The sequence below is a fragment of the Nocardioides eburneiflavus genome (genome assembly GCF_004785795.1).
In the GTDB taxonomy this organism is placed as follows: domain Bacteria; phylum Actinomycetota; class Actinomycetes; order Propionibacteriales; family Nocardioidaceae; genus Nocardioides; species Nocardioides eburneiflavus.
The window spans coordinates 3,025,771-3,051,492 of sequence record NZ_SRRO01000001.1 but is presented as its reverse complement, the minus strand read 5'-3'; the positions used below and the strand labels follow the sequence as shown (position 1 = coordinate 3,051,492).

The following is a 25,722-nucleotide window of genomic DNA, read 5'->3' as shown; positions in this document are numbered from 1 at the left end:
CGGGTCAGGCGCTTTCGCTGGTGTCAGTGGGCAGCTGTGCGGGCTCGAGCAGCTGACGTGCTGCCGAGATCAGGGAGGCCGGGACGGGTCGGGAGTCCAGGCCGTTGACCGCGAGCTCGCGGTCAACGGGGATCTCCACGCACCGGTCCGCGTCCAGAGCACGGCAGACGGCCGGGCCGCCGGCGTGCTCGAGGCCGCGCGGCCACTTCTTGCGGCGCGGCCCGCGGATTGCGAGGGCGATCTGCTCGGGCTGCCAGTAGCCGGCCAGCAGGTCCATGGCGACTCCGGCGCGACGCATCCCGGGGACGGTGGCGGTGGTGACCAGGACGAGCTGGTCCGCGGCGCGGACGGCTCCGGCCAGCCAGCAGTCGGTGGCCAGCAGCTGGCCGGCCTCCCAACCGATGTCGAGGATGGTCAGCTGGTTCTCGTTCTGCGCCTCGGTGGGCAGCGGGACCTCGTCGACGCCGGCGAGGACCTCGCTGGCGCGCTCGAGCAGAACGTGGTCGCGCTTGCCCTGACGCCAGTCGGTCGGGTGCAGGCCGAGCTCGGCGGTGCTCGCCGCGGCCAGTCCGGAGGCGGTGACCGAGCAGCACTCGATGACTCGGACCGGGGCGGCTGCGGCGAGGCCGATGGCCAGGGCGACGGTGCTCGCGCCGACCGAGCCTGCGGACCCCATCACGGCGATGGTGTGCTCGCCGTCGGCCGGTGACCAGTTGTCCTCGGCGGCGGCGCCGCGGCCGCGGGGGCCCTTGCCGGCGCCCGGGCCGGTGCGGAACTCGCCGGCGTTCAGTGCGTGCCAGGCTCGCTTGAGCTCGTCGACACCGACCGGGCGACTCGCGGTCTGGGTGCTCACTGGGCCTCCCCGAGGGTGCCGCGGCGGAACTCGAGCGCGGCGCGGACCTCGGCCGGGGTCAGGGTCGCCAGCCGCGCCTTCGCGGCCTGGACTTCGTGCAGCTGGGCGACGCAGCCGGTCAGCTGCTCGATCGCCTCGATCTCGCGGCCGGCGATCGCGAACAGCTCGGCGATCTGCTCCGGCGTATGGGTCTCGCCGTCGTGGGTGTTTGTCATGGGCTTCACCACCTCCAGTCGCCTATGTGTCGCGGGGTGGCGCGAGCGATCACTTCCGGGCCTATTCGTCATGGCCGAACTTCCTCGGGGCGGCCGCCGCGAGGGCGCGCATGGTGCGCGAGCCGTGGCGACGGACGGTTGCCTCAGAGACCCCGATGCGGGGCGCGACCCGGCTGGACACCTCGTTGCTGAGCAGGCCGCCGTACCCGCGCGCCAGCCTGCGGGTCTCGACTCGGTCGGCCTCCTCGACCAGGCACAGCAGCAGGTACCGATCTGCGGGGCTGATGACCTTGTGGTCGCAGGCCCACGCGAGGAGCTCCAAGAGTTCCTCGGTGGCCGACGGCTCCTCCTGCTCGGGTCCGGCGTCGGCGAGGATCTCGGGGCGGTGAAACAGCGCGCCGGCGACCCGCTCGGTCGGCATCTCGGCCGAGTAGCCGGCATCGCCCTCGGCGCTCGTCAGGTCGCCGGCCGAGAAGGACTCGACGAGGGTGGTGTTGGCCCAGGTGCGGTCGGCGCGGGAGACGTAGAAGAAGTCGCCGACCTCGCGGAGGACACCGACGCGGGTGTTGATCAAAATGTTGGCCGCGACCTTGCGGGTCCGGCGCCACTTGAAGGTGCGGACCTCGATCCACAGCTGCGAGGCCACGAGCTCGTCGACTCGCTCGACTGCTGACCAGGTGCCGGCCATCACCGGCTGGCTGTCGCGGAAGACCTCGCGTGGGGGGAGGGTGCTCAGCCAGCCCGCGAGCCGGCAGGCGCCGGGCAGCAGGCACTTGGCCAGAGCGGCCGCAGCGGTGATGTCGTCGCCGCCGTCGGGGGCCGCCAGCATGGCCAGCGCGAGGAGGACCTGATCGGATGTTTCGTGGTCCACCGTCGGTAGCCAGGGGCGGAGGTCGTCGAAGTTGTCGACCACACGGAGGCGCGGATCGGCGGTCACCCAGGCCGGCCACTTCTGGCGGGCCTGGTCGAGCAGTTCGCTGTTGTCGTCGAGGCCGAGCTGGTCCCCCACACTCATCGCGCTCGCTCCTTTCGTCCGTGGCTGAGCACGGCAGAAAGATCGCGAGCGGGCGTCCCCGCATCCGTCCCCCCAAACCCCTGATTTCGAGGGGGGACGCCTGCTCGACGGGGATACGGTCGTTGCGTTTGCGCAGGTCAGAGCGGGGGGACGCCCCCGTCCCCCCGAAAAATGAAAAGTTCCCGGCCGACCCCTTGCGCGGCCTTCTTGTCGAGATGCAGCGAAGACTGAAACTCGACATCGTTGTTGAACAACTCGCGTTATGTCGCTTCGGGAGTTAGGAGGAGCCCATGAGAAGTCGGTAGGCGGTGGGGGTGACCGACAGCGTGATTTCGCGTGGGCGCCGTGGCCCAAGTTCGCCGGGCTCGGCGTCGCCATACGCGGCGCGGTCCGCGAGCCCTCGCGAGCGTCGGTGCGGCTCTGATCCGCTAGGCGCCGTCGCGACCGAAGCTCCCCCTACGGCGCGTCGGGATACGTCAGCGGCCGTTGGGTGACGGTTGCAGCCGGAGAGTGTCGCTGCTACCCAGGATCGTGATCGACTTCCGTGCCCGCGAGAGCGCGACGTACAGGTCGTTGACCTTCGCGTGGTCGCCGACGTCGGCGATGATGACGTGGTCGTACTCCAGGCCTTTCACCAACAGCGTGCGGGAGATGATGCGCTTGCGTTCTCGCCGCCCGGCATACCGCATCACGTCGCGTGCCTTCGCGAGCTCTTCGAGCAACACTTCCGGGTTGTTGCCCTGGGCAACCGCACCGCGTATGGACGTCTGCACGTCGTACCAGGCCTCGTGCGAGTGCAGCCGCAGCGCCGGAGTCGCCGGGATGATGTCCATCGCCGTGGCCAAGTTCGACAGGGTCGGGTTCGAGACGACCAAGTCGAACGCTCCGATCGCTGCCTCGGCCCCAGCCCTGCTGCCCGATCCACCAGCGAGCAAGTCGCCCGCCACCCGGCCGTTCGCGTACCGGTTCCGGAGGGTCACCGTGTCGAGGACGCCGTGGCCGCAGTGGCAGGACTTGGTCAGGTCGAACAGCCACAGTGCGTACGCAGCCGGGTCGGTGGCAACCAGGTTTGCGAGGCTCTCGGCCATGAACCTCCCGGCGACCTCCTCCATGACGGTAAAGGTGCCGTTGAGGTTGCCGGCGATGGTCCTGGCGGTGTTGGGCCAGGCGGCGATGATGAGGACGGTCTCGTTCGCGGGGTAGGTCGCGAACGCGGCCTGCGTCACGCCTTGCTGGTTCCCGGCGATGTTCTGGAAGGTCACGCCAGCGGGAAGGGCGATGTTGGTCCAGTTCACGACATGCCCGGGGACCATCAGCGGTCGGATCGCCAAGAGCCAACCGCCGAGCGAATCGTTGTGGCCGGACCACCGCCACGGCTTGATGGTGGTGGGGTGCGGCGGGTACTCGGCCACCACGGCTGCCCAGTCGGCGAGTCGGTCGTTGAACCCGAAGATGGCCTGCAATCGGTCGCCAAGCACCCCGGTGTCCGGGACGGCCGCGCGGATGGTGGACACGAACGCGTGGTGGCTCTCGTTGCAGTCCTGGTACTCATCGACGAGCAGGTGCGTGAACGACGCAGCCAGCACGGCCTGGATGTGCTTGCTCGAGGCGACCCGGGTGGCGGCGTCGATGTACGCCTTCGAGTGCGCCGGCACCATCACTTTCGGCACCTGCAGTTGCCCTAGATCCGGGTAGGCGCGTGCGAGGCGGTACGCGAACGAGGTGATGGTCGAGACCTGGACACCCGTGGTGATGCCGAACCGCTTCATGCGGGCGTTGATCGCGTACACACCGGCGTTGGTGTGGGTCAGCACCAGCACACGGCCGCCGCACTCGACGATGTGCTTGGCGGTTGCGGACAGCAGGTGGGTCTTCCCGGCACCAGCGGGCATCTCGACCGAGGCGGGGAGCGCGACCGCAAACGCGGCAGCGTCCGCCGCCAGCTCGGTGGAGATCAGCTCAGGCATCGGCGGACGTGCCCGCGGCCGGTGGTTCAGGAGTCGGCTCCGGCTGCTGCGCCTCTGGGCGGGCCTCCGTCTGAGGCGCGCCTTGTGCCTGGTCCCCGTCCCGGGCTGGTTGCGTGGTCGTCTGCGTGCCGGGTGGGCGAGCGTAGATGGCGGCTTTGAGCTCATCGATCGTCGCCCTGACCGGGCCAGTCTGCAGCGACGCGCTCTCGAGAAGGAATCTACCCAGACGTTGACCCTTGTCGACGCGCTTGAACCAGCCCTTCTCCTTCGAGACAAGCGCGATCGCGGTCCAGCACGCGTCCAGGCTGATGCCGGCGGCTGTCCAGGTGATCATGTCGAGGATCTCGACTCCGGCCGGCGGCAGGCCGTCCAGGACGGCGTACTTGCGCAGGTGGTCGGTGAACGACTGCTTCGACGCGGCCGGGTCGTCTGCGACCTCGAGAGCTGCGGCGATGTAGCCGTTCAGCCCGGCCTCATCGAGCTGGGAGCAGACGGCCGTTTCGATGCACACGCCGCCAGGCCACTGGACGACCGTGCCGCCGAGTTGCTGTACGTCGGGCACCATCGCGTTCGCGTCCGGCTCATCGCTGTCGATGAACAACACGACGTCGTACCCGACGTCGAGGAACTCCTTGGCCCATTTCGCCGACCCGGTGCCGCCGTCGCCCTCCAACGCCACCACTCCGAGCGCAGCAGACGGCACCGCTTCCGGCACCGGGCCGTAGTCCCACTCCTGTAGCAGCCGGAGGACAACGCCGTACTCGGTCTTGCCTTCGTTGATGACGACCCGCCGCGACAAGAACGCCTCCGGGCACCGTTTCAGCAGGGGCCGCAAGCTCGCCGGGTCATCAAGCGACCGCACCTCCGTGGTGCCGCTCGCGGTTGAGCGGACCATGATCAGCTCCTGCGGCTCGAGGTGGAGCAGGGCCGTTGGCGAGTGCGTCGTGACGAACACCTGCGAGAACGCCTCCTTGTTCCGCAGGTAGCCGAGCAGATGCACCAGGCGGTGAGGCTCCAGGCCGTGCTCCACCTCATCCACCAGGAGCGTGGTCGAGCCCGCGTTCGCGAGTTGCTGGGTCGCAGCGCCGGTCAGCCGGCGGGTGCCGAGACCAAAGTTCGTAAGCGGGACATCCCCCTCGAAGAGGGCGAGGTTGCCGCGGGTGTTGGATAGCGACATATCCAGACCAGGCTTCAAGTCGGCGAACTCTGCGGTGCCGATGGCCTGCACCGCGTTCTGCACCTCGTGCGCGAGGATCTTCAGGTCGTCGGTGACAGCGGCGCCGGCCGCATCACGCGCCGCCCGGTTCGCAACCGTCAGGGTCGCTTTGGTGTCGCCGCGCTTCGCGGTGAGCTTGCCCAGGGACGATGTCGTCGACCAGCGCAGGTGCGCATCGACACGGTCGTCGATGCGGTACGCGGTCATCCGCGCACGGTGACGCGCCCGCACAGGGTGCGTCTCCTCGTCCTGGTCTTCCCCACCATCCAGTGGCGGCCGGTAGGACTGCCACATCGGCTCCAGGTCCGCCTCGACCAGCAGCTCGACGATCACGCACCGCTCGGACTCATCGACCGGGTCGTGCAACCACTCACCGGCGTCGTTGATTCCGGCGAGGAACGCACCGAACGCATCCATTGCGATGAGTTCATCCGGCAAGTCATCGACGGCCACCCGGACACGGATGGGCTCGTCAACCATTGCGCGGTAGAAGTCCGTGTCCGCGAACGTCATCCCGGCCCGGTCGTGCAGCGTTCGCTCGATCGCAGTCAGGAGCGTCGTCTTCGTGGAGTCCCCGGGGCCGATGAGGGCGAAGAACGCCTGGTCCTTCGGCAGCCGCCACGACGCGCTCTTGATGCCTCGGAAGTTCTCGATGTCGATGCGACGGATTCTCATGCAAGCCTCGCTGGACGGGACAGGGAAGGCGAGCACATCACAAGCGCAGCCAGCGCGGGGGAACCTTCGCCGCGAGTGCGGCCCTGATTGCGGCCCACAACGATCTCGCCCACACTCTGATCAACACTTCGTGCACTTCTTGCAGTACTTCGGAGCGGGGCTGGTGGCCCTCGGCATCTTCGCGGTGATCGCGTCGATCGTGTCGCCGAACCAGGGAGGCATCGGCACGATCGTCCTGGGGATCGTCGTGTTCTTCGTCGGCATCGCGGTGTTCGTCTTCGCTGGTCGCCGGGCCTTACGCACTGGGTAGCGCACGGGGTCGGCAAACAGGGCACGGTACGATCGGCTTTCCGCTGGGGCAACCAAGCCCCCTGTACGTCATCACCTGGCGGCTCAGTGCCTGCCGAACATGCGAGCCACGGCTTGGTGGACCGGGATCCCCGCGGCAGTGCCGACGGTGGCGATGGTGGAGACGCCGCTCTCGGTGGCCAACGGCCGGGGTGGAGTCGGCTCCGGGTCGGCCGCGAACAGCCGTGCGTACTCGGCGAGCACCGCCTCCGGAGGGATCGGGCAGAGCCCCTCGTCGCCAGCCAGACACCAGTGCGGACGGACCACCACCGTCGCGGGGACGTGTATCTGGGTGTTGCGGGCGGAGTTCTTCCCGTTGAACAACTCGGCGACGAACATGTCGCCGCAGGTGGCGTTGCAGTGCGGGCAGGTGAACGCCATGTAGTGCCTGCCAGCTGTCTGGGTGTAGCGGCGGAAGATCCGGCCCGGGGCCACGCCCAGCTCCTGCGCCATCTGCTCGCCCGCCGCGCGTACCTCGGGCAGCGCTTCGGCCCGGTGCTGGGCGAACACTCGGGGCCTCTGGTCCCGGATCTCCCTGCGGCCACACCGCCCTTCGACGATGGTCTGGCGTGCGGTCCAGACGCCGAACTCCTTGTGGCAGCGGTAGCAGCCCATGATCCCGGCACCGACGACTACCAGGGCCGGCTGCCCGTTCGCGACGTACTCGCGGTGCTGCAGCCGACGGGTCAGCAGACGGTCGACCGCCTCGGCGAGCGGGATGCTCGCGACGCCGACCATGACCGTGGCCTCCCCCGCGTCGTCGATGTCGAGGCCGAACACCGGCAGCTGCTTGTCGGCTCGAGGCAGGCCGTCGGCGTGACGGGCGAACCATGCGATCCCGGCGATGCCGGAGTCGAGGTAGCGATCCTGACGGTATCGGTACTCGGCGAGGTCCTGCCGGGACCACTGGACCTCGAACACGACGCGCATGTCGCCACGGGTCGCCATCACGTCCGCGACCCACCCGTCCCCTGGGACCTCGGTTTGGGCGGTCCAACCGGCTCGCGCGATGGCCTCGACGATGACCGCCTTCGCGCGCAGGTGCTGTGCGCTCTCGCCAGCGCTGCAGCTGTCGCCGCCGGGGGCGTGTGCGAAGTACTGGGTGCCGAGCTTGCTGGTCTTGGCCAGTCCCTTCCACCCGCAGCGCATCGTGGCCGTACGGCGCTTCGCCCGGACGTCGTCCTTGAGTTGCGCCCACTCCTCCTCGGTGAGCAGGCAACTCACCACCGGTTCCCCGTCGACGAGACCTGACAGCGGCATCGACCCCACCTCCCGGGAAAGGTGTAGCAGTCCCCGCCGACACCGGTCGCGCCCACCAGCCGTCTCAGCGCAGGTTTCGACGGCAGCGGGATACTGATGCTCAGGCGTCGGTGTGTCCAAAACACCGCCGTGAGCTTCTGGTTCTCCTGCGCTGCTCGATCGGCCGGGCTCGACCCGAGACCGTTAGATCGAGACAGGCCCCCGTCCTGCTCCGAGGACGGGGACCTGTCTCTTGTGGTCGCTGAGTGACTACGGACCGCTCACTGGGTCAGCACCTGGGCCTCACCGATTCGGATAGGAAGCGCGTCGGTGGTCAGGTCGAATTCGATGGTTCCGGACTGCCCGCCGCCGGTCCACTCGACGACCCAGTGGCTCGTGGCGGTGACCTGGTAGGCCCTATCTGGCTGGTCCGTCGACATCTTCTCGTAGCGGTGCCCACACGTCGGCGAGTCCTGCTTGCCGTAGTGGTCGGCGTACGGGGTGCCCCTGCCTGTGCAGGTCACCGTGGTCCCGTCGCCCATGTTCCAGACGATGTTGGAGACGCTGGCGGTGGCACTGACCGACACCGACCCCTCGCTGGCCGATGCAGTGATCGGGCCGAACGTGTCGTCCGTCGGGCTGGCGACCCACATCCACACCGGCAGCCCGACAAGGCCAACCCGGTTCGGACCCGATTCGGGGACGATGCCGATCTGGATGGGATCCAGGTCCATCGAGGCGATCGCGCGCTGGGCGAGGACCACAGGGTCGATGGTGACTTCGCCGTTCTGGATCCAGACGGGATCCCACGAGGATCCCGGAGGCGGCCAATAGCAGATGTGCCACGCACCGTCCTGGTTCGTCTGACCGGGCGGCGGCGAAGCGCCCTCGCCACCCGGGTCCCAGACATCGCCGACCCAGCATTGGTGGCTGCTGCTCCACACCGAACCGCCTGGGCCAGTGCACGGGATCTCGGTGCCGGTTGAGGTCGAGCACGTCGACGAGCCTCCGTCGTCGTCTCCGTCATTGACTCCGTCGTCGCCGTCGTCCTCGTCCTCGCAGTGGACTTCTCCCGTAACTGGGTCCGCCACGCAGTCGGCGCTCGCTGCTGAGGCGGTGACCATCACGATTAAGAGCGACCCCGCCAAGGCCACGATGAAGGCCAACAGTTTCCTCAGCATGGCTCGTCCCACAGGAGGTCGGAGTCAGACACCTTCCACGCACCCTTGTCCTTGACCAGGGTGTACTCGACCGGCGCCGGGTTCCGTAGCGGGTCGCCGTTGGGGTTGGTGAAATCTGGCTGACGGACAGCCCCGTCGTTCTTCCATGTCACGTTCGAGCGGTCCTCGCAATCGATGATCCGGATCGAGGCCCCGCGGTTCCGTGGTTCCGCGAGTGTGTGCCCGTACTGACCGGTGACCGTGACGTTCTCGTTCATCATGCTGGCGACGACGTGCTGCAGCTGCAGGAACTCGTCCCCCGTGGCGACGGGGTTGAGGGTCTTGAAGTTGATGTCGCGCTTTCGGTACGCCAGGTCGCGCACGTCGAGGTACTTCGTCAGTTGGTCCGCCGCCTTCTCCTCCGGCGTCTTCGGAGTCGGCGTGTTGGTGGGTGTCGGCGAGGGGGTCTGGCTCGGGGTGTCCTGGACCTTGGGCTCGTCGTCGCCGCCGCAGCCCGTGAGAGTCAGGGCGAGGGCGAGGGCCAGTCCCCCGAGTGTGGAGAGGTGCTTCCTCATGTGGTGTCTCCTCCTGTGGTGGGCGGCGCCATGACTGACCGGTGGCTGACGTCGTTGGCAATGTGCTTGAGGTGTTCTTCGGCTGCGTCGACGAGCTCGGCCAGCGAATCGTTGTCGGCGGCGTCGATCCCGAACTTCTTGTCGGCGTTGTAGAGCGTGCGGATGGTGTCGCGCACGAACACGGCCCGCGCGACGCGGCGGGCGTCGAGGTCGGGGCGGTGGCCGCCGGCCGCGGCGTATCGGCCTGTGAGTTCCTGGTCGAACGTTGTCGTGTGCTGGTGCTCCCTTCCCGAGTCAGCTCGCGAGCCAGCCGTGTGTACGGATGATGGTCTTCGTGCGCTCCGACAATTCCATGGGTGCGTCGCCGTCGTCGGACCGGTTGCAGATCTCTTCGCGCAGGATCCGGTCGGCCTCGAGCTGGTGGCCCTCGGCCTTCATGACGTGGGCCAGGCACAGTCGGGTGCTCTCGCCGTCGGGGTCGGCGCGGTTGGCGACGTAGGCGGCGGAGCGGGCCTTGATCAGGTCGCCGGCCGCGAGCGCCTCGGTGACGACGATGAGGGCGACGTCGGCGATCCACCCGCCCGCCATGAGGTCGACGCGGTCAGGCTCGTTGGCGAGCCAGGCCCACCCTTCCTCGCGCAGCTGGCTGAAGGGCTGGGCCTCCCCGACGAGCTCGAGCGCAGTGCAGAGGTCGGCGACGCCCTCGGCGCCGCCTCGGCTCTGCCCGCGCTTGCGGAGGCGGATGAACAGGTCCAGGTCGACGAGCAGGCCGTCGTCGACCTGGTAGACGTTGACCCCGGTGAGCTTGGCGGCCGGTGCCTTGTCCGCGTAGGGCAGGTGGTCCTCGCCGGTTCGGGGGTTAGGACCCAGCCAGTCGCGGACGATGTTGGTGTAGTCGCGCACCTTGCCGTCGGAGATGGAGAAGGCCTCGCGGATCTGCTCGCGGGTGGCGCCGTGCTTGCGGTGCAGGGCGAGGAACGCCAGGAGCTCGGTGAAGTAGGGCTTGCGCTTGGCGAGGGCCTTACCGTGGGTGCGTGCGGTGACCGGGCCGAGCAGGGTGAGCCGCGGGTGGTCGCAGTTGGGCGAGAACCAGTCGGCGATGTCCTGGTCGAGGGTGGGGTCTTTCTCCTCGACCTCGGCGCGGACGTGGGCTGGCACCTTCGGCGCCAGGGCCTCGAGGTCCTCCTGCACGATCGCGCTCTCGCGGATGTACTCCTCGTCCTCGCCCTCGAGCAGGGAGGACAGGGGCTCGTCGACGGCTCCCTGGGGGGTGTTGCGGGGCAGGGTGTACTGGCGGCGCAGAGCTCCGGAGGAGTCGGTGTAGGCCTCCCAGCCGTGGGTGGCGGTTTCGTCCACGGGTGCGTCGACGTACTCCGGGGTCTCGCTCTGGGCGTAGACCAAGGCGCAGCCGCGGGCCTCGTCGCTGGTGAGGCCGACGGCGATGAGGTTGAGGCCGGCGTGCTCGAGGACGACGCGACCGGTGTTGGTCATGTGCAGCACCGCGCCGGGCGTGTTCGGGCGTTCGCCGGCAACGACGATGGAGGTCGCGGACTGTCCGACGTGATCGCTGACCAGCTGCAGCAGCTGGTCGAGGTCGTCGGGGTCTCCGGCTGCGGCATCGAGGAGCAGCATCCTGGCGGGCCAGGTGTCGTCGTCAACGCTGCCGGTGCGGGCCGTGGACACATCGGTGTCGTGTCGCTTCGCTCGGTCGACGGTGGTCACCGCGGCGGCGAGGATCTCCGCGGTCGCGGGCGTCCCGGCCGCACCGGTCGGGTAGCAGGTGATCCGCTCGTCCATGGCGACGGTCTCCTCGGCCACGCCGATGCAGTCGACCTGGACGCGGCGGGACCACGGGTTGACGGCCAGCTGCGCGGCGAGGTGACGGGCGAAGTCGCGGCCGTAGTTGCGGTCGCCGCTGATGGTGAGCGTGGAGAGCTCCTCGCAATTCAGCAGCCAGGTCTCGCCGGTGTCGCTCATGCCGATGGTGGCCAGAAGGGGGTAGGGCGGCTCGACGCTGCCGGTGTCCGGGCCGAGGTCCTCCACCGCAGTGTCCGTGCTGACCTGCCAGTGGGTCTGGTCGGGGCTGCCCACCCAGGGAAACGGGACGGCGGCCGGGGCGCTCAGGTGCAGCGTCAGCTTGCCCTTCGCGAGCTCGACGGCCGCAAGCGGCGGCATCGTGACGCCCTGGGCTCCGACCGCGGCTGCGAGGCGCCGCAAGGCCTCGTCGGCGAACTCCACGGTGGCGGCCGCGGCGGCACCGGTCGCATTCAGCGTCATCTCCACCGGCGCCAGCTCGGGCGGGGGGCGGCGATCGCTCGACCCGGCGGCCGGTTCCGGTAGGCGGAGCGCCGACGGGACCGCAGCGCCATCAGCAGTGCCCCGGACAGCAGCACGCCCCCGCCCGTCAGACCGGCGAGGACCCAGGGCGCCTCGAGGATCGAGTCGTCGGCTTCGTCGACCTGGTCGACGTCGGCGGCCGGCGCCCTCGGCTCCTCGGCCTGCGGGACCTCGGGCGCGGCGGTCTCCGGGGCCTCGGTCTCGGGGACCGGCGGAGTCTCCTCGGCCGGCGTGTCGACCGGCTGCTGCTCGGTCTTGGACTCGGCGGGGGTCTCGGGCTTGTCCTCGCGAGGCTGCGGCTGCTGCTGCCGGTCGTCGTGGCCGGCAGGTGTCTGGGCTCCGGGGATGGTGAGCCTCCAGCCGACGTCGATCACGTCGGGGTCGGCGAGGTGGGCGCCGCCGGGCTGGGTGATGCCGGTGGAGGCCTTGTAGATCTCCGGCCACCGGTCGGCGTCGCCGAGCTCGTCGTAGGCGATGTCGCTGAGTGTGTCGTTGGGTTGCACGGTGTAGGCGTGCCAGTTGGTGTTGGAGGGCGCTCCGCTGTTCGGGGCGGGCAGCTTGAGCACCCAGCCGGGCTCGAGGAAGCTGGGCCGGGAGCCGATGAGGTCGCGGTTGAGCTCGGCGATCTCCTTGTAGCGCGCGCCGTCACCGAAGTGGTCCTCAGCGATCGACCACAGGCTCTCCCCCGGCTTGACCGAGTGATCGACCGTCGCACGCTCCTGCTTCGCCTCGCCCTTCACGCCGTGCTGGGCGGGCGTCTGGTCGACGGTCCCGGCCTGGACATGGCCCACCGCCGCTGGCGCGGACGCGGCGGCCGGGCCGGCGTTGGCGGCCTGCGCAGCGATCGGCGCAGCGATGGGCGCGGCGATGAACAGCAGGGCAGCGAGTCCGATCAGTCCGTGGGCCGCGGCCTGCGGACGGCCAAGACCCGGCAGCTTGGGCGCCTCGACCCTGCGGAGCCGGGCGATGGTCTCCACCACCAGGCTGAGGGTCATGAAGGCCCACGCGGTCCAGCCGATCACCTTGAACAGGCCCAGGATCAGGGTGCCGTCGTCGGGTGCGAGGAGTGCGTCCTTGACGCTCTCCCAGCTCGGCGGCTGGTCGGGGATCGGGTTGGCTCCGATCGCCAGGAAGAGAGCCGGCAGGCCGATGATGATGCCGAGGACGGCGACCGTGGCGAGGAGCCCGGTCAGCCGCTGGCCGGCAGTGGGACTGGTGGGCGTGCTCTGCGCAGTGATCACTGTTCGGTGCCTCCTTGGGCGCGGATGAGCCGTGCAGACGCCTCCCCGGTGACCCTCATCGAGTCGAGCCCGATGATCCCGAGGAACTTGCTGTCGTAGGTGTCGGTGGTGCGCACGATGAGGGTGTCGCCGTTGACGACGGTGACGCTGCCCTCCACGCCGGCGGCGTTGAGGTAGCTCTGCGCGGCGGACTTGGCGGCGGTGATGTCGACGTGCAGGTCCCCTCCGCGCACCGCGGAGCCCTGGACCTCCTGGGCTCCGGTGCGGGCGGCCTGGGCCGCGGCACTGCGGGCCTGCTGTTGGGCGTGCACCTTGCCGCCGACGTCGACGGTCATCCCGACCAGGATGATCATCACCAATGACGCGGTGGCGAACCAGACGCTGATGGCGCCGCGCTCGTCGCGCTGTCGCCGCAACAATTTCTGGGCCGGGTGCCTCATCATCGGCGCTCCCGGTAGGCGTCGACGGGGCTGCTCGCGGTTGCGGTGATCGTGCGGGTGCCGGGTACGCCGGGGATGCTCAGGTCCGACAGGTTGACGGTGCAGGTCACCGTGACGTTCACCTGGGCGGTGTCCCCGATCGGTGCGTTGAACGCCGCAGCGTTGACCGTGATGTTCGTGCTGGTGCAGTTCACGTCCTGGTCCTGCAGGCTGCTTGCGGCCGAGGACCTGCCTGCGCCGATCGCCTCGCTCCGGGTTCGCTCGATCGAGGCCGCCCGTGCCGCCTCGTAGGCGGCCGCTTCCACGGACTGCTTGGCGATCTCGACGCGGCCGCCGAGGATGATCATCGCCACGAACAGCCCGAACGCCGGGACGCCGATCGCGGCCTCGATGGCCACCGATCCGCGCTCGTCCCGGATGCGGTTGAAGGCGCGTGCCCAGATGCTCTGCCCCATCATTCGGTGAGCCTCTCGACCGGGACGCTGGCGCTCTGGCGGACGGTCACGTGCCAGCCTGGGATCACGCTCATGGACTTGCCGGTGACGGTGATCGTGGCCGTTGTCGTGGTCCGTGTCCCGGAGACGCTGGTCGACGTCATCACGTCGGATCCGCCGGCGTCCTGGAGGAAGCCGTTCGCGGTCGCCACTCCGGACTCGTGGGTGCCGTTCTCGCTGCCCGCCTCGCGTGCGCCCTCCTGCGCGGCCGCGAGCGCTACTTCGCGGGCGTGGTAGTACAGCGCGCCCTGGACACCGAGGAACATCACCGCGAAGAGCGCCGGCATCAGGAAGGCCATCTGGAGGGCCACTGAGCCGCGCTCGTCCCGGCGTCGGCGGCGAGAGCTGGAGAACATGGATGGACCTACTGGATCTTTCCGGCCTCGCTGGTCACGTATGCGGTGATCGCGGCGACGACGATGCCGAAGATGAGGATGACCGCGCCGGCCCAGATGACCTGCTCGATCGTGACCGAGCCGCGCTCGCCGCGTCGGTGCTTGACGATGCGGTCGTCCATGCTGGCGATCACGGCGAGGGCCGTCACCTGAAGGGTGATGAGGAACTTCAACATCGGGTTGTTCCTTTCTGGGTGGTGGAGTTCGGGGTGTCCGGGGATGGCGTTTGTGTTAGGTCGCGAGCCGGAGCATCGACGGGGTGACGAGGATCGCCATGAAGACGATGCCGAGCAGGCTGGCGGGGATGTACATGCGCTCGGAGACGGCGTTGGCCTTCCCGAGTTCGGCGCTGAGCATCGCCGAGCGGAGTGCGGCGGCGCGGGCGCGGAGGTTGCTGTAGATCTGGGCGCCGTCCTGGCCGGACTGCTGCATGATGTCGGCGAGGTCGTCGAGCTCGGGGACGCCGAGGTCATCGGCGAGCCCGTGCAGGGAGTCCCAGGGGGCGCGGGTCATGTAGCGGGCGCGGCGCAGCTCGCTCTCGATCCGTTTGAACACCCAGGTGTCGCCGACCTCGGCCGCGGAACGGAGCGCCTGCTGGCCGCTGGAGCCGTCGCGGACTCCGGTGGCGACCATGTCGATGTAGGCGCCCAGGGCGCGGCTGAACTCGATGCGGGCCTTCTTGGCGTCGTCAGTGGCGTTGTAGTTGGGCATGAACCAGAACAGTGCGCCGAGCCCGAGCGACCCGAAGGTGTGGATCGCGAACGGGAGCGGGAGCCCGATCAGCGCGAAGAACGCCGCGAACAGCGGCGGCATGGCCAGGCCGAGCAGCGCCCAGACGACCTTCTCGCCGTAGAACCTGGTCTCGCTGATCTGGAGGATGGCCAGGTCCTTGCGGGGCGTGTGTGCCCACGCTCCCCCGGGCAGGTTCTTGATCGCCCACACGCCGACCCGGTCGACGAGCGAGCCGGATTCGGTGCTCTCCTCGACGCCGAGCGGGCCGGCGCTGCGGCGGGGCACGACGTGGCCGGGCGAGAGCCGGTCCAGGGCGTCGGTGAGGTCGGGGTCGGACGGGGCCAGGCGCCACACGAGCAGGGCAACGGCGAGGCCAAGGAGGGTGGCGCTGGCCAGCGCGAGCTGGAGGCCGGTCATGCGAGTGCTCCTTGCTTCTCCCCGTGCGCCGCTCGGTGCGCGTTGCGGGCCTGGAGGTCGAGGAAGCGCGGGAGCGGCTTGGCGACCGCCATCCGGCGCATCCACAGCAGCGCGGCCACGTAGGCGCTCAGCAAGACGGCGAGGATGACCTGGCCGAGCGGGCTGCCGTACGGCTCGATGTAGTCGCCGGTCAGGGCGAGCAGGCCCAGGACGCCGAGGGTGATCACGGTGACCGTGCGGGCGGTGGTGCGCGGCTTGGCCTGGTCGGCGGCGATCTGGCGGCGGGCGCGCACCTCGGCGGCGACGGTCTCGGCGAGGGCGTCCAGCGCCTTGGCCAGGCCGGCCTGCCCGCGACCGCTGGCGGCGAGGATCAACTGGCTGGCCACCACGTCGCCGGTGGAGTCGTTGAGGTCCTCGGCGAAGGCTCGCAGCACGTCCTCGGTCGTCGCGGTGTTGTTCCAGAGCCGGGAGACCATCAGCCCGACCTCGCGCTCGATGGGCGCCGGCACCGACTGCAGCGACTTGACGAGAGCCGAGCGCAGCGACTGTCCGGCCGTCAGCTTGCCGGACAGCGACCGGGTCCACTCCTCGAGCGCCTCGAGCTTCTCGACGCTCGCGGCCGCCGGCGGGGGCGTGAGCAGCAACGGGATGCCCACGATCGCGGCCGGGACGAGCACGATCGCGATCACCCAGCCGGTCAGCAGGGCCACCAGGAGGCCGGCGACAGCGCCGCCGATGACCAGCATCCGGGTGCGCGGGTTGAGCCGGGCGAACCAGCCACCCGCCCGACCCAACGGGGTGACGGTCCGGGCGGGCCGCGGCGGCTTCGGCGGTGCGGGGATCAGCGCGTAGACCATGCCGATCAGGCCAGTGACGATGAGCGCCCCGGAGACGGCGGGCAGGAAGGCGGTCATGAGATCGCCACCCCCGGGTTTGCCCCCTCGTAGGCAGCGGATTCGGCCTTGTACGCCTCGAGGTCGAACCCGTGGCGGGCGAGCTCCTGGGCGAGGAAGTTGTCGAGCTTGCCGGTGGCGACGGCGTGGCCGAGCTGGTTCGGGGCGAAGATCGGGGTGGTCGCATACCCGCGGGCCGCGTCGATGCTCGGCTGGACGACCAGTACCTCCTCGACCCAGCGGTGCTTGCGGAAGGTGCCGTCGCCGTTGGGGACGACTTCGGAGCGCAGGTACATCACGATGTCGATGGCGGCGGCGAGCTTGCTGATCGCGAGCTCGCGGGTGACCTGCGGGCCCTTCTCCATGGCGCAGGAGACGAGCTTCTCGATGGTGTGCTCGGCGCTGCGGGCGTGGGTGGTGCTGATCGAGCCCGGGCCGGACTCCATGGCCTTGAGCATGTTCCAGACCTCCGGGCCGCGGACCTCGCCGACGATCTGGCGGGCGAGGTTGAACCGGAAGGAGTGGTGGATGGCCTCCTCGAGGCTGAACTCACCGGCCTGTCGGCCGTCGATGCCGACCTCGCCGGATCCGGGCCGGTGCTCCCAGGCGTGGACGATCTTGTGCCGGTCGACCAGCTCGTGCAGGTGCAGCTCGAACTCGGTCTCGAAGGTGCCGATCATCTCCCACGGCGGGATGCACGAGCACAGCGCGCGGACCCAGGTGGTCTTGCCCGAGCCCTGGACCCCGGAGACGACGATGCTCTTGCCGGCGCGGACGCAGGCGGCGAGGAAGTCGGCCAGGACCGCGCCGCACGCCTTGCGGTCGTAGACCATCTCGTCCATCGACACCTCGCGCATCCCGTGCCGGCGGATCACCACCGAGGTGTAGGCCATCACCCAGGAGCCGGCCGCGAGCCGGGCGCCGCCGGGCAGGCGCAGGTCCAGGTGCGGACGCGCTTCGGTGAAGGGCCGGTTCTGCCGGGAGCCGAGGTCGGCGAGGAACTCGCGCAGCTCGTCCTCGGAGTCGGCGATCGGGGCTGCTTCGACCAGAGTGCCGTCGACGAGCTCCAGCCACACGGCGCACGCCGGGCCGCGGGCGATGACGATGACGTTCTCCACGTCCTCGCGCTCGACCAGCGGCTGCAGCCGGCCCAGACCGAACAGCGCGGCCTTGAGCGCGGCCTTGAGGGCGTTCTCCTGCTGGCGGCTCCACGGCGGACGGCCGGTCGAGACGAGAGTCTCGGCCTCGGACTTGAGGAACTCCTCGATGACGTCGAGGCCCATCTGCTCGCGGTCATCGTCGGTGACCCGGCCGCCTTCCTTGTCCAGCCGGGCGGTCAGCCGGGAGGAGATCTCGGTCCGGTACTGGGCGATGAGCTCCCAGTCCAGCTCGACCTCCCCCACGCTGACGCCGTCGTAGTAGTCGGTGGCGGCGATCGCGTGCGGCTGGTCGTCGGGGCTGGCGACGAGCGGGCGGAGGGCGAAGTCCGAGCGGGTGCGACCCGGCAGCTGATCCTCGCTGGTCCAGGCGCCGGCGAAGATCGGCAGCGACGTCGGGTCGTGGTCCTCGCTGGTCGGCCCCGGCCCCGGCGGCGGCGGTGGCTGCGTGGCCGGCGCGTTGCCGTTGGTGCCGCGGCCGCGGGCAAACGGGGAGCGCTGCCCAGTACCGCCGGGCTGGTCTGCGTGTCGCGCCGCGAGCCATTCGTCGGCGCGGAGCGGCTCGGGGTCCTGGGCTCCGGGCTGTCCGTTGGTGCTCATGCGCGGCCTCCGCTCGTAAGTGAGGTGGGGTGGGCGAGGGCGGCCTGGTGGGAGGTGAGGACGGAGTGGATCAGGGACGCTGCGGTGCGGTAGCTGCGCACCAGGTCGGAGGACTCGAACTTGCGGGGCTTGCGGGCGCCGTGGGAGTAGACCTCCGCGGCCTCGGGATCCCAGCCCACGGATGCTGCGACGGAGATCTGGAGCGCCTTGGCGATGTGGCGCGGCGTGTAGGGACGCACCCGCGGGACGCCCGTGGGCATCGCCGGCCAGCGGCGGTCCTCGTCGACGAGAAGGAGGCGGAGTCGCGAGAGGCCCCCGGCGGCGGCGAACTGGTCGCGCAGCATCTTGGCCCACGAGCGGGCACCGGCCAGCGCGGGCAGCGAGCTGCGGGTGACCAGCAGGGTCAAGTCGGAGGCAGCGACAACCGGCTGCGGCCAACCCGCCAGACCGAGCCGGCCGGCGTCGACGATGACGTCTTGGCCGTTGCGGTCCAGCGCGCGCAGCTGCTCGGCAAGCGGCTCCCACAGCGGCAGCAGGCTCGGGGCCTGCTCGTGGGCGCGAATGCCAGGCAGGAACCAGGGCGCCCGCTCGGCCGGGGCCTCGGGATCCAGCAGCAGCGTCTCGCGCGGAAGGGCGGCAGCCAGTGTCCCCTCGCGCAGCGCGAGGGCGAGATTGATCAGCCCGCCGGTGGGTTCCTGGGTGCCGTGGAAGTAGCCGGCGAAGACCGCGGAGGACCCGGTCGGGTCGGCGTCGACCAGGAGCACGGGACGGTGCCAGTTGAGGGTGAGTCCCAGCGCCGTAGTGGAGACGCCGGGCGAACCGCTGGCGGACGCGAGGACGATCAGCGCCATCGCTCAGCGCTCCCGCGTGTCCAAGACCAGTGCCACCCGCCCGGTCGCGGCGCGGGCGGCCAGGTCGGCGGCGTCGCCTTCGGGGACAGAGACGTCGACAACGGTCCCGCCGGTCTCCGGCACGCGGCTAACGCCCACGACGACTGCCTCGACCGTGACCGGGTCCTCGTTGGTGACCTCGCCTTGGTCGCCGGGCGTGGTGACGATCCGGACGGCGTCACCGGAGTAGAGCGGCTCGGACGGCATCTGCGCAGGGGTGAGGCTGATGCCCACCAGGGACTCCCCCTCCCCTGGCACCAAACTCTCGGTGACGGCCGCCTCGGCGAGGAGAGTGCCGGCCCACAGGTCGACGGCGGCGCGGCTGCCTTCAAGCTCGGCGCTCTTGCTCGCGGCGACCGGGCTCAGCGCCGGGTCGACGCTCACCCGCACCACCGAGAGGTCCCCGGCCTCGATGGGCTCGCCGCGCTTGATGTCACGGCTGACCACGAGAACCTCCTGGGTGTCGTTGACCGATGTGAAGGCGAACGCGGTACCCAGCGCGCCTGCGGCGACAAGGGCTGCACAAAGTGCGAACACCCACGGCCTGCGGCGCTGCTTAAGGCGTGGACTGTTGTTGAGAGCAAGCCTGGGTCGGTTGTTGGGGGGCGCCTCGCCCGCGGCCCCTTGTGCGGTGTTCAGCGACATGGATCCCGAGTCCTTTCGTGTCTCGATCACCTACGTGTCAAGACGGGCCCGAGCGATCACCATGAGCCCATCTCGATACTGGCACACTAGTGCCTTTCTATCGAGCCTTTCGGCTGTCAACAGTGACCGATTCCGAGATGTCATCGCCCGAGTCCTGACCAGAAGAGCTCTCGCGGCCCAATCCCCCCGACGGGACTGAACATCAACGCTTCCGAACTATCCGGAGTCCATGGGACCACAGATCGCTCGACTCTTCCGGGACCATTTTGCCCCTGTGGATTGCGGTCAAACCCGTGTACGGGCACTCACTTGTCAGCCGAAACTAGATCTCTCCAAGCCGGCGGCGCTGCCGCTGGGCTTCCTTGAACGCAGCGGCGACCACTTCAACGGACTCCCCGAATGCCCGAGCGAGCTCTTCGAGCGTCCTGGAGGCAGGGAGTCGTGCCCAGCGACCCTGCTCCCACGCGTAGTACGTCGGCACAGCCACGTTCACGGCCGCAGCCAGGTCGGGCACGGTGAGCCCTGCCTGCAGACGCAGCGCCCTGAGATCGGGAATCTCACCGTCGAGGCGAACGAGCCTCAGCGTGGGGATGTCGAGGGCTCTCGCGAGTTTGACCAGGAAATCTGGCCGAGGCACTGACGTGCCGAGCTCCCAGCGCGAAATGCGCTCTCCCCCGGCCGCACCGACGAGACGCGCGAGCTCGTGCTGTGTCAGACCCGCCTTCTCGCGGGCCGCACGCAGTTCTGAAGGATCGATGCCGGAAACCATCAGCGACGCACCCTACCGGCCAGCGTTCTCCACCCATCGCCGGCGCCAGCATGGTGCTCGTGGACGCGGCCCCCGGACCACGGCAGGCACCGGTCCGGGGGCGCCCCACCACGGCGAGGAACTATGTCGAAGACCGCCTTGCCGCAGCTACCGACTCCACGCGGAGGCGCAGGGCGATCCGTCCAGCGGCATCACACAGCGGGTCCGTTGCGCATGGGTCAGTGCGGACGCGTTCGTCCTGCGTTGATCGCTGCGGGCCCCTTCCTTCCCCTAGGTGACCGTAAGCAGTCACCGGCGAGAGAAAGGGAGTGGATGCCCGATGCCACGACCGACGGCAGCACAGAAACAAGCACGTGAAGCGTCAGAACGTGCTCGCAAAGCCCGCGATACACGGGTCGACCGACAAGTAGAAGCCCCGGCGATGTCGATCGTGACGGCGGGCTACGACCCACTCCTGACCATCGACGAGGTCTCAGAATGGCTCGGGATTCCCAGAGGCACGCTCTACCAGTGGCGCACCCGCAAGCAGGGCCCTCGGGCTATCAAGGTCGGCGGCGCTCTTCGCTACCGACGCACGGAGGTGGAGACCTACCTAGACCAACACACCGATCCGCGCACTGCCTAGCACGCCTACCCTCTGACGAAAGACCGCACAACGCGCCATCCGGAAGGCCCGCATGATCGGCAAGTACCCGTTCGCGATCGCCCCGCCCACATCGAGTGGGGTCGGCTGATGCCCCGCCCGCCGATGCCGCCAGGCACATGGGGCGCGGTCGGCGTGTCCAAGACCGCCGCCGGCACCTATGAGGCCTCCGCTAACTATGTGTACTTCAGTGGCCGAGTGGCACGCCTCCGCGCCCGCGCTGATAGCGCCCAGGCTGCTCGCACCGCTCTCATCAGGAAGCTCCAAGAGCTCAACGGAGCCGAGGCCAGCGATAACGAGCTCACGCCGCTAACCACGGTGGCTGAACTCGCAGCCTTCTGGCTGCGAGAGAAGGAGGCGCAGCAGGTCGCTACGAACTCCCTTAAGGCGTACCGCAGCACGGTGAACAACCAGATCGTGCCCGTGATCGGCGAGCGACGGCTGCGCGATTGCAGGACGAGCACCCTTGACCGCGTCGTAAAAGATCGAGCCGCGCTTGGCTTCAGCCCCACGATGCTCCGCAAGGTCCTCCACGGGATGTTCGCCGTGGCCGTTCGGCACGACGTCATCGCCTCGAACCCGGTGCGGGACGTTGCGCGTATCTCGAAACCGCGACGCGAGATCGAGTACCTCGACATGGACCAGATCCAGGACGTTCGCAGCCTCGTCGCAGAGTCGACCAGCAGCAAGCGACCGGGCCCACGCCCGACCACCGATCTCATGGACGCTGTCGACCTCATCCTGGGCACCGGCTGTCGCATCGGCGAGATCGGCGCGCTTATCTACTCCGAGATCGATCTGGGAGCCACGCCTCCCACACTTACCGTGTCCGGAACCATCATCACCGAGACCGGTGAGGGCACCTTCCGGCAACCGTGGACCAAGTCCAGCGCCGGCTACCGCACTCTGCTTCTTCCACCGTTCGCCGTCGGGATCCTGCTACGGCGTCAGGTCGAGAACCACGCCAACCCGCACGGCGCCGTGTTCCCGACCCGCCGCGGAAGCTGGCGGCAGATCTCGAACTGGGAGCGGATGTGGAACCAGGTAGTCGACGACACCGCCTACGACTGGGTCACCTTCCACACCTTCCGCAGGTCAGTGGCCACCCTCATTGACCGTGAAGTGGGCATCGACGCTGCCCAGGCTCAACTTGGTCACGAAGACAGTGACATCACCCGCGACTTCTACGTTCACAAGGCCAAGGTGGCGCCCGATCTGACGGTCCATCTCGAGAAGTTCCGGCCCGTCACCTGAAAGTGTCGCCCCACGAAGTCCCCCGGGAGCGCCCGATCCCCGGGTGCATTCTGCCTCCGCGCAGCGCGTTCTCGGGGCCTTGGCCACGGGCGTTTCTGGCCTGTTTCTGGACAGTTTCGCCATCAGATTCAAATCTCAGAGGGCCCCTGCCTGGGCGTTTGCCCAGGTCAGAGGCCCTCTTCCCGCTCCCCCGGTTGGACTCGAACCAACAACCCTCCGGTTAACAGCCGAATGCTCTGCCAGTTGAGCTACAGGGGATCGCTTGTGCAGCGAGGCGAAACCTTAGCAAGCCTCGTCACCACGGGTGAAATCAGGGCAGCCCGACGTCGCGCCGGGCCAGCTCGAGGGCTTCACGAGCGGCCGCCCGCACGGCCGGGTCGTCGGGGTCGACGCCCTCGTCGTACTCGTAGACCCAGTGCACGCCACCCTCCCCGGAGGGCGCGCGGCGGGCGATGACGCGCAGGCCGCGACGGTGCGCCACCGGGACGTGGCGCTGGAGGACGATGCTGGCGGTCACTCGCTCGTGGACCAGCTCGAGCAGGCGGCCCGGGTCGGCCAGTGATGCGGTGTGGACGGGCCGCTGCTCCCCCCACGAGCCGACCTCGGAGAGCTGGAACGTGTCGGTGTCCCGGTCCCAGCCAGCCGCCTCCACCTGCTCCCACGGGACCCGTCGGGTCTCGCCGTCGCGTGCGAGGTAGAACGCGTCGCGCGTGCCGGCGACGACGGCACCGTCGGCAGCCGTCGTCACCGCGAGGACCTTCTCGCGACGGCCGACCTCGATCTGCGGGACCGTGGATCGCCTCCGCCAGCTGACCGGGAGCATCAGGGCTGTCCTCCTGGTGGTCCGACTGCACCCTCGCGCAGCTTGCGCCGGTGCTGCTCGAGCATGACGAGCTCGCCGAACATGCGGTTGTAGTCGAGCGCCTGGTCGACCGGGTTGGTGCGCTGGAGGCGCGCCTTGACGTCGGCGATGCGGCGCGACGTGGTCAGCTCCTGGAGCCGGTAGACGTAGGCCACCGCAAAGGTCGGGTTGGGGTCCGAGGTGCCGCGGACCGGCTCGACGCCGAGCTCGGTGACCGCAGCGATCACCGCCGGATCCGTCGCAGCACCGCGGACCCGGTTGGCCCAGCCGGCGTCGTCGACGCCCGAGGCGGGCCCGCCCGCTGCCGTCACTGCCTCCCACACGCCCTGGAACGTGGGGTGGGTGAAGTCGGCGCCGGTCACGTGCGCGGTCGTGCGCCCCACACCCGCAGGGTGCTGGATGATGAGCTTGAGCAGCTCGCGCTCGATCTGGAATCGCGGGTCGGACAGGCTCGGCAGGGCCGGTCGCGGCGGCTGGGGCGCCTGCGACGGCTCGGCGGAGCGTACGGGGCGCCGCTCGTCGGTCCGGGCCGGCCGGCTGGCGGCGCGGCGTACCTCCTCGCGGACCTGGTCGAGGTCGACGCCCACCATGTGTGCGAGCTCGCGGGAGAACGTCTCGACCTTCGTCTTGTCGCGGATGCTCGCCACCAGTCCGGCGGCGTCGCGCAGCGCGTCGACGCGGCCGTCGGCACGGTCGAGGTCGTGGCGGGTGAGGATGTTGTCGAGGGCGAAGCGGTAGAGGGGTTGCCGGCTCGCGACCAGCTCGCGCACGGCCTCGTCACCCTCCTTGAGCCGCAGGTCGCACGGGTCCATGCCCTCGGGCGCGACGGCGACATAGGTCTGGGACGCGAAGACCTGGTCGCTGTCGAGGACCTTCATCGCGGCCTTCTGGCCGGCGGAGTCACCGTCGAAGGTGAAGATGACCTCGCCGCTGGTCGTGCCGTGGTCGCCGAGGAAGCGGCGCAGGACGCGGGCGTGGTCGGTGCCGAAGGCGGTGCCGCAAGACGCGACGGCGGTCGTCACCCCGGCGAGGTGGCAGGCCATGACGTCGGTGTAGCCCTCGACGACGACGGCCTGCTGGCTGTCCTTCATCGCGGTGCGCGCGAGGTCGATGCCGTAGAGCACCTGGCTCTTCTTGTAGATCGCGGTCTCGGAGGTGTTGAGGTACTTGGCCTCGATCCGGTCGTCGTCGAAGATCCGGCGGGCACCGAAGCCGATGGTGTCGCCGTTGGCCTCGCGGATCGGCCACACGAGCCGGCCGCGGAAGCGGTCGTAGTGGGAGCGGCCGTGCGCCACGAGCCCGGCCGCGACCGACTCCTCGTCGGTGAACCGGCGCCCGCGCAGGTGGCGGGTCAGCGCCTCCCCGTCGCGCGGGGCGAAGCCCACGCCGAACATGAGGGCGGCGGCCTGGTCGAATCCGCGCTCGTGGAGGAACTGGCGCGCGACCACCGCGTCGGGGCCGGCAAGCTGCTCGGCGTAGAACACCTGGGCGACCTTGTGGGCCTCGATCAGGCGGCCACGAGCCGGCCCGCGGGGACGTACGGGCTCGTCGTCGCCGTCCTCGCGTCGGAGCTGGACGCCGTACTTCTCCGCGAGCCGCTCGACCGACTCGGTGAACGTGAGTCCGTCCACCTTCATCAGGAACGAGATGACGTCCCCGCCCTCGCCGCAGCCGAAGCAGTGGAAGAACTGGCGGGCCGGGTTGACGTTGAACGACGGCGTCTTCTCGTCGTGGAACGGACAGAGGCCCTTCAGCGAGCCGCCGCCGGCGCGCTTGAGCGTGACGTACTCGGAGACCACGTCGTCGATCCGCGCCTTCTCGCGCACCTCGGCGATGTCGTCGTCGCGAATCCGGCCTGCCACGCCGGGGAGTCTACGGGCGAGCTCCCACGAGCGGCGGGGAGTCTCCACATCCCCGGGATCGCCGACTGCGCGCGGTCGGCCACCCCTTGGGGCGTGAGCGGCTGGTGCCCGTCCAACACGTCTGCGAAGGTCGGAAGATGACCTCTCAGCATGGAGCGCCGGAGAGTCAGACTCTCGGAGCACTCGTCCACCAGCTGTCCCAGCAGATCCCCGAGCTGATCCGCTCGGAGATGCGGCTCGCCCAGGCGGAGGTCGCCCAGAAGGGCAGACGCGCGGGGATCGGGATCGGCATGTTCAGCGTGGCCGGGCTCCTCGCGTTCTTCGCCTTCGGAGCACTCGTCGCCACTGCCATCCTGGGGCTCGCCCACGTGGTCGACGCCTGGCTGGCCGCCCTGCTCGTGGCGCTCGTCCTGCTCGCCGGGGCCGCTGTCGCCGGCCTGGTCGGGAAGAACAAGGTGGCCGAGGCCACGCCGGCCGCGCCCGAGCGCGCGATCCACGGCCTCAAGGAGGACATCGCGACGGTGAAGGGAGACCACCATGAGTGACCAGCACAAGACGCCGGAAGAGCTCGAGGCGGAGATCGCGCTCCAGCGCGAGCAGCTCGCGGGCACCGTCGACGAGCTGGCCGCGAAGCTCGACGTGAAGTCGCAGGCGCAGCACAAGGTCGCGGCGCTCAAGGACTCCGCCACCACCGACGACGGACGCCCGCGCAACGAGGTGATCGCCGCCGCCGGCTCGCTCGTCGCGATGGCCGTGGTGCTGCTCCTGTGGCGACGCCGCGGCCGCCACTGACCTGCCACTGATCCGCCACTGACCCATCACTGACCG

Annotated in this window: 28 protein-coding genes and 1 tRNA gene; 5 read left to right on the top strand and 24 right to left on the bottom strand. The window is 69.5% G+C overall.

All coding sequences use genetic code 11. The annotated features are described in order from the left end of the window. Window positions 1–4 precede the first annotated feature (4 nt). From EXE59_RS14405 to EXE59_RS14385, 5 genes are all read right to left on the bottom strand, one after another. On the bottom strand, window positions 5–853 hold the full coding sequence (locus EXE59_RS14405; protein ID WP_135839528.1) for a hypothetical protein: 849 nt from the start codon (window positions 851–853) through the stop codon (window positions 5–7). Beyond that, entirely contained in the window at window positions 850–1,068 is a 219-nt protein-coding gene (locus EXE59_RS14400) for a hypothetical protein (RefSeq protein ID WP_135839527.1), read from the bottom strand. The genes EXE59_RS14405 and EXE59_RS14400 overlap by 4 nt, the downstream gene beginning before the upstream one ends. Before the next feature lie 61 nt (window positions 1,069–1,129). Further along, on the bottom strand, window positions 1,130–2,083 hold the full coding sequence (locus EXE59_RS14395) for a hypothetical protein (RefSeq protein ID WP_135839526.1): 954 nt from the start codon (window positions 2,081–2,083) through the stop codon (window positions 1,130–1,132). A 476-nt stretch (window positions 2,084–2,559) separates the two neighbouring features. After that, entirely contained in the window at window positions 2,560–4,050 is a 1,491-nt protein-coding gene (locus EXE59_RS14390; protein ID WP_168218519.1) for a UvrD-helicase domain-containing protein, read from the bottom strand. Then, complete coding sequence (locus EXE59_RS14385; protein WP_135839524.1) at window positions 4,043–5,941, bottom strand: ATP-dependent nuclease; 1,899 nt, start codon at window positions 5,939–5,941, stop codon at window positions 4,043–4,045. The genes EXE59_RS14390 and EXE59_RS14385 overlap by 8 nt, the downstream gene beginning before the upstream one ends. A 130-nt stretch (window positions 5,942–6,071) precedes the next feature. On the opposite strand from EXE59_RS14385, the gene EXE59_RS14380 reads away from it, so the two are divergent. Then, complete coding sequence (locus EXE59_RS14380) at window positions 6,072–6,251, top strand: hypothetical protein (protein ID WP_135839523.1); 180 nt, start codon at window positions 6,072–6,074, stop codon at window positions 6,249–6,251. 83 nt (window positions 6,252–6,334) lie between these two features. Here EXE59_RS14380 and EXE59_RS14375 read toward each other — a convergent pair whose 3' ends face one another. The 16 genes from EXE59_RS14375 to EXE59_RS14300 all read right to left on the bottom strand — a co-directional run bounded on the left by EXE59_RS14375 (window position 6,335) and on the right by EXE59_RS14300 (window position 20,273). Beyond that, window positions 6,335–7,549, bottom strand: coding sequence for a competence protein CoiA family protein (locus EXE59_RS14375; RefSeq protein ID WP_135839522.1), 1,215 nt, complete (start codon window positions 7,547–7,549; stop codon window positions 6,335–6,337). Between the two features lie 260 nt (window positions 7,550–7,809). Beyond that, window positions 7,810–8,709 (bottom strand): hypothetical protein, encoded by a 900-nt coding sequence (locus EXE59_RS14370; RefSeq protein WP_135839521.1) that lies wholly within the window; start codon window positions 8,707–8,709, stop codon window positions 7,810–7,812. Further along, window positions 8,703–9,263, bottom strand: a complete 561-nt coding sequence (locus EXE59_RS14365; RefSeq protein WP_135839520.1) for a hypothetical protein — start codon at window positions 9,261–9,263, stop codon at window positions 8,703–8,705. The genes EXE59_RS14370 and EXE59_RS14365 overlap by 7 nt, the downstream gene beginning before the upstream one ends. Next, window positions 9,260–9,439 carry a hypothetical protein gene (locus tag EXE59_RS14360; protein WP_135839519.1) on the bottom strand — a complete coding sequence of 60 codons (180 nt, stop codon included), beginning with the start codon at window positions 9,437–9,439 and terminating at the stop codon, window positions 9,260–9,262. Before EXE59_RS14360 ends, EXE59_RS14365 begins: the two co-directional genes overlap by 4 nt. Before the next feature lie 118 nt (window positions 9,440–9,557). Beyond that, window positions 9,558–11,546: a hypothetical protein gene (locus tag EXE59_RS14355; protein WP_135839518.1), complete on the bottom strand. Its 1,989-nt coding sequence runs from the start codon at window positions 11,544–11,546 to the stop codon at window positions 9,558–9,560. Then, window positions 11,537–12,841, bottom strand: coding sequence for a LysM peptidoglycan-binding domain-containing protein (locus EXE59_RS14350; protein ID WP_135839517.1), 1,305 nt, complete (start codon window positions 12,839–12,841; stop codon window positions 11,537–11,539). Before EXE59_RS14350 ends, EXE59_RS14355 begins: the two co-directional genes overlap by 10 nt. Next, window positions 12,838–13,284 (bottom strand): TadE/TadG family type IV pilus assembly protein, encoded by a 447-nt coding sequence (locus EXE59_RS14345; RefSeq protein ID WP_135839516.1) that lies wholly within the window; start codon window positions 13,282–13,284, stop codon window positions 12,838–12,840. Before EXE59_RS14345 ends, EXE59_RS14350 begins: the two co-directional genes overlap by 4 nt. Beyond that, entirely contained in the window at window positions 13,281–13,739 is a 459-nt protein-coding gene (locus EXE59_RS14340; protein WP_135839515.1) for a TadE/TadG family type IV pilus assembly protein, read from the bottom strand. The genes EXE59_RS14345 and EXE59_RS14340 overlap by 4 nt, the downstream gene beginning before the upstream one ends. Further along, on the bottom strand, window positions 13,736–14,131 hold the full coding sequence (locus EXE59_RS14335) for a TadE family protein (RefSeq protein WP_135839514.1): 396 nt from the start codon (window positions 14,129–14,131) through the stop codon (window positions 13,736–13,738). Before EXE59_RS14335 ends, EXE59_RS14340 begins: the two co-directional genes overlap by 4 nt. A gap of 8 nt (window positions 14,132–14,139) precedes the next feature. Continuing rightward, entirely contained in the window at window positions 14,140–14,346 is a 207-nt protein-coding gene (locus EXE59_RS14330) for a hypothetical protein (protein WP_135839513.1), read from the bottom strand. A gap of 55 nt (window positions 14,347–14,401) precedes the next feature. Further along, window positions 14,402–15,319, bottom strand: a complete 918-nt coding sequence (locus tag EXE59_RS14325; RefSeq protein ID WP_135839512.1) for a type II secretion system F family protein — start codon at window positions 15,317–15,319, stop codon at window positions 14,402–14,404. Then, entirely contained in the window at window positions 15,316–16,233 is a 918-nt protein-coding gene (locus EXE59_RS14320) for a type II secretion system F family protein (RefSeq protein ID WP_135839511.1), read from the bottom strand. Before EXE59_RS14320 ends, EXE59_RS14325 begins: the two co-directional genes overlap by 4 nt. Then, entirely contained in the window at window positions 16,230–17,969 is a 1,740-nt protein-coding gene (locus tag EXE59_RS14315; protein ID WP_135839510.1) for a TadA family conjugal transfer-associated ATPase, read from the bottom strand. The genes EXE59_RS14320 and EXE59_RS14315 overlap by 4 nt, the downstream gene beginning before the upstream one ends. Beyond that, window positions 17,966–18,820, bottom strand: coding sequence for a CpaE/TadZ family protein (locus EXE59_RS14310; protein WP_135839509.1), 855 nt, complete (start codon window positions 18,818–18,820; stop codon window positions 17,966–17,968). The genes EXE59_RS14315 and EXE59_RS14310 overlap by 4 nt, the downstream gene beginning before the upstream one ends. A gap of 3 nt (window positions 18,821–18,823) precedes the next feature. Then, entirely contained in the window at window positions 18,824–19,504 is a 681-nt protein-coding gene (locus EXE59_RS14305; protein WP_135839508.1) for an SAF domain-containing protein, read from the bottom strand. A 322-nt stretch (window positions 19,505–19,826) separates the two neighbouring features. Further along, window positions 19,827–20,273 (bottom strand): helix-turn-helix domain-containing protein, encoded by a 447-nt coding sequence (locus EXE59_RS14300; protein WP_135839507.1) that lies wholly within the window; start codon window positions 20,271–20,273, stop codon window positions 19,827–19,829. A 421-nt stretch (window positions 20,274–20,694) separates the two neighbouring features. On the opposite strand from EXE59_RS14300, the gene EXE59_RS14295 reads away from it, so the two are divergent. Together EXE59_RS14295 and EXE59_RS14290 are read left to right on the top strand one after the other, a co-directional pair. Beyond that, window positions 20,695–20,898 (top strand): helix-turn-helix transcriptional regulator, encoded by a 204-nt coding sequence (locus EXE59_RS14295; RefSeq protein ID WP_135839506.1) that lies wholly within the window; start codon window positions 20,695–20,697, stop codon window positions 20,896–20,898. Between the two features lie 153 nt (window positions 20,899–21,051). Next, window positions 21,052–22,170: a site-specific integrase gene (locus tag EXE59_RS14290; protein ID WP_168218518.1), complete on the top strand. Its 1,119-nt coding sequence runs from the start codon at window positions 21,052–21,054 to the stop codon at window positions 22,168–22,170. 185 nt (window positions 22,171–22,355) lie between these two features. Here EXE59_RS14290 and EXE59_RS14285 read toward each other — a convergent pair. The 3 genes from EXE59_RS14285 to dnaG form a co-directional block, all read right to left on the bottom strand. Beyond that, window positions 22,356–22,428, bottom strand: a tRNA-Asn gene (locus EXE59_RS14285). 52 nt (window positions 22,429–22,480) lie between these two features. Then, on the bottom strand, window positions 22,481–22,993 hold the full coding sequence (locus EXE59_RS14280; RefSeq protein WP_210429000.1) for a hypothetical protein: 513 nt from the start codon (window positions 22,991–22,993) through the stop codon (window positions 22,481–22,483). Continuing rightward, window positions 22,993–24,894 carry a DNA primase gene (gene dnaG / locus EXE59_RS14275; protein WP_135839504.1) on the bottom strand — a complete coding sequence of 634 codons (1,902 nt, stop codon included), beginning with the start codon at window positions 24,892–24,894 and terminating at the stop codon, window positions 22,993–22,995. The genes EXE59_RS14280 and dnaG overlap by 1 nt, the downstream gene beginning before the upstream one ends. Window positions 24,895–25,031: 137 nt before the next feature. On the opposite strand from dnaG, the gene EXE59_RS14270 reads away from it, so the two are divergent. After that, window positions 25,032–25,439, top strand: a complete 408-nt coding sequence (locus EXE59_RS14270) for a phage holin family protein (protein ID WP_135839503.1) — start codon at window positions 25,032–25,034, stop codon at window positions 25,437–25,439. Then, a complete protein-coding gene (locus EXE59_RS14265; protein WP_135839502.1) occupies window positions 25,432–25,686 on the top strand; it encodes a DUF3618 domain-containing protein in 255 nt (84 codons plus the stop codon). Before EXE59_RS14270 ends, EXE59_RS14265 begins: the two co-directional genes overlap by 8 nt. The last annotated feature ends 36 nt before the right edge of the window (window positions 25,687–25,722 follow it).

What these genes read in the sequence shown, in the direction of transcription:
- EXE59_RS14265 (WP_135839502.1), top strand. Translation starts at nt 25,432, where the DNA reads ATGAGTGACCAGCACAAGACGCCGGAAGAGCTCGAGGCGGAGATCGCG.
- EXE59_RS14295 (WP_135839506.1), top strand. Translation starts at nt 20,695, where the DNA reads ATGTCGATCGTGACGGCGGGCTACGACCCACTCCTGACCATCGACGAG.
- EXE59_RS14320 (WP_135839511.1), bottom strand. Translation starts at nt 16,233, where the DNA reads ATGACCGCCTTCCTGCCCGCCGTCTCCGGGGCGCTCATCGTCACTGGC.
- EXE59_RS14385 (WP_135839524.1), bottom strand. Translation starts at nt 5,941, where the DNA reads ATGAGAATCCGTCGCATCGACATCGAGAACTTCCGAGGCATCAAGAGC.
- EXE59_RS14390 (WP_168218519.1), bottom strand. Translation starts at nt 4,050, where the DNA reads ATGCCTGAGCTGATCTCCACCGAGCTGGCGGCGGACGCTGCCGCGTTT.
- EXE59_RS14270 (WP_135839503.1), top strand. Translation starts at nt 25,032, where the DNA reads ATGACCTCTCAGCATGGAGCGCCGGAGAGTCAGACTCTCGGAGCACTC.
- EXE59_RS14335 (WP_135839514.1), bottom strand. Translation starts at nt 14,131, where the DNA reads ATGTTCTCCAGCTCTCGCCGCCGACGCCGGGACGAGCGCGGCTCAGTG.
- EXE59_RS14280 (WP_210429000.1), bottom strand. Translation starts at nt 22,993, where the DNA reads ATGCTCCCGGTCAGCTGGCGGAGGCGATCCACGGTCCCGCAGATCGAG.
- EXE59_RS14370 (WP_135839521.1), bottom strand. Translation starts at nt 8,709, where the DNA reads ATGCTGAGGAAACTGTTGGCCTTCATCGTGGCCTTGGCGGGGTCGCTC.
- EXE59_RS14395 (WP_135839526.1), bottom strand. Translation starts at nt 2,083, where the DNA reads ATGAGTGTGGGGGACCAGCTCGGCCTCGACGACAACAGCGAACTGCTC.
- EXE59_RS14400 (WP_135839527.1), bottom strand. Translation starts at nt 1,068, where the DNA reads ATGACAAACACCCACGACGGCGAGACCCATACGCCGGAGCAGATCGCC.
- EXE59_RS14365 (WP_135839520.1), bottom strand. Translation starts at nt 9,263, where the DNA reads ATGAGGAAGCACCTCTCCACACTCGGGGGACTGGCCCTCGCCCTCGCC.
- EXE59_RS14305 (WP_135839508.1), bottom strand. Translation starts at nt 19,504, where the DNA reads ATGTCGCTGAACACCGCACAAGGGGCCGCGGGCGAGGCGCCCCCCAAC.
- EXE59_RS14375 (WP_135839522.1), bottom strand. Translation starts at nt 7,549, where the DNA reads ATGCCGCTGTCAGGTCTCGTCGACGGGGAACCGGTGGTGAGTTGCCTG.
- EXE59_RS14315 (WP_135839510.1), bottom strand. Translation starts at nt 17,969, where the DNA reads ATGAGCACCAACGGACAGCCCGGAGCCCAGGACCCCGAGCCGCTCCGC.
- EXE59_RS14330 (WP_135839513.1), bottom strand. Translation starts at nt 14,346, where the DNA reads ATGTTGAAGTTCCTCATCACCCTTCAGGTGACGGCCCTCGCCGTGATC.
- EXE59_RS14300 (WP_135839507.1), bottom strand. Translation starts at nt 20,273, where the DNA reads ATGGTTTCCGGCATCGATCCTTCAGAACTGCGTGCGGCCCGCGAGAAG.
- EXE59_RS14325 (WP_135839512.1), bottom strand. Translation starts at nt 15,319, where the DNA reads ATGACCGGCCTCCAGCTCGCGCTGGCCAGCGCCACCCTCCTTGGCCTC.
- EXE59_RS14340 (WP_135839515.1), bottom strand. Translation starts at nt 13,739, where the DNA reads ATGATGGGGCAGAGCATCTGGGCACGCGCCTTCAACCGCATCCGGGAC.
- EXE59_RS14310 (WP_135839509.1), bottom strand. Translation starts at nt 18,820, where the DNA reads ATGGCGCTGATCGTCCTCGCGTCCGCCAGCGGTTCGCCCGGCGTCTCC.
- EXE59_RS14345 (WP_135839516.1), bottom strand. Translation starts at nt 13,284, where the DNA reads ATGATGAGGCACCCGGCCCAGAAATTGTTGCGGCGACAGCGCGACGAG.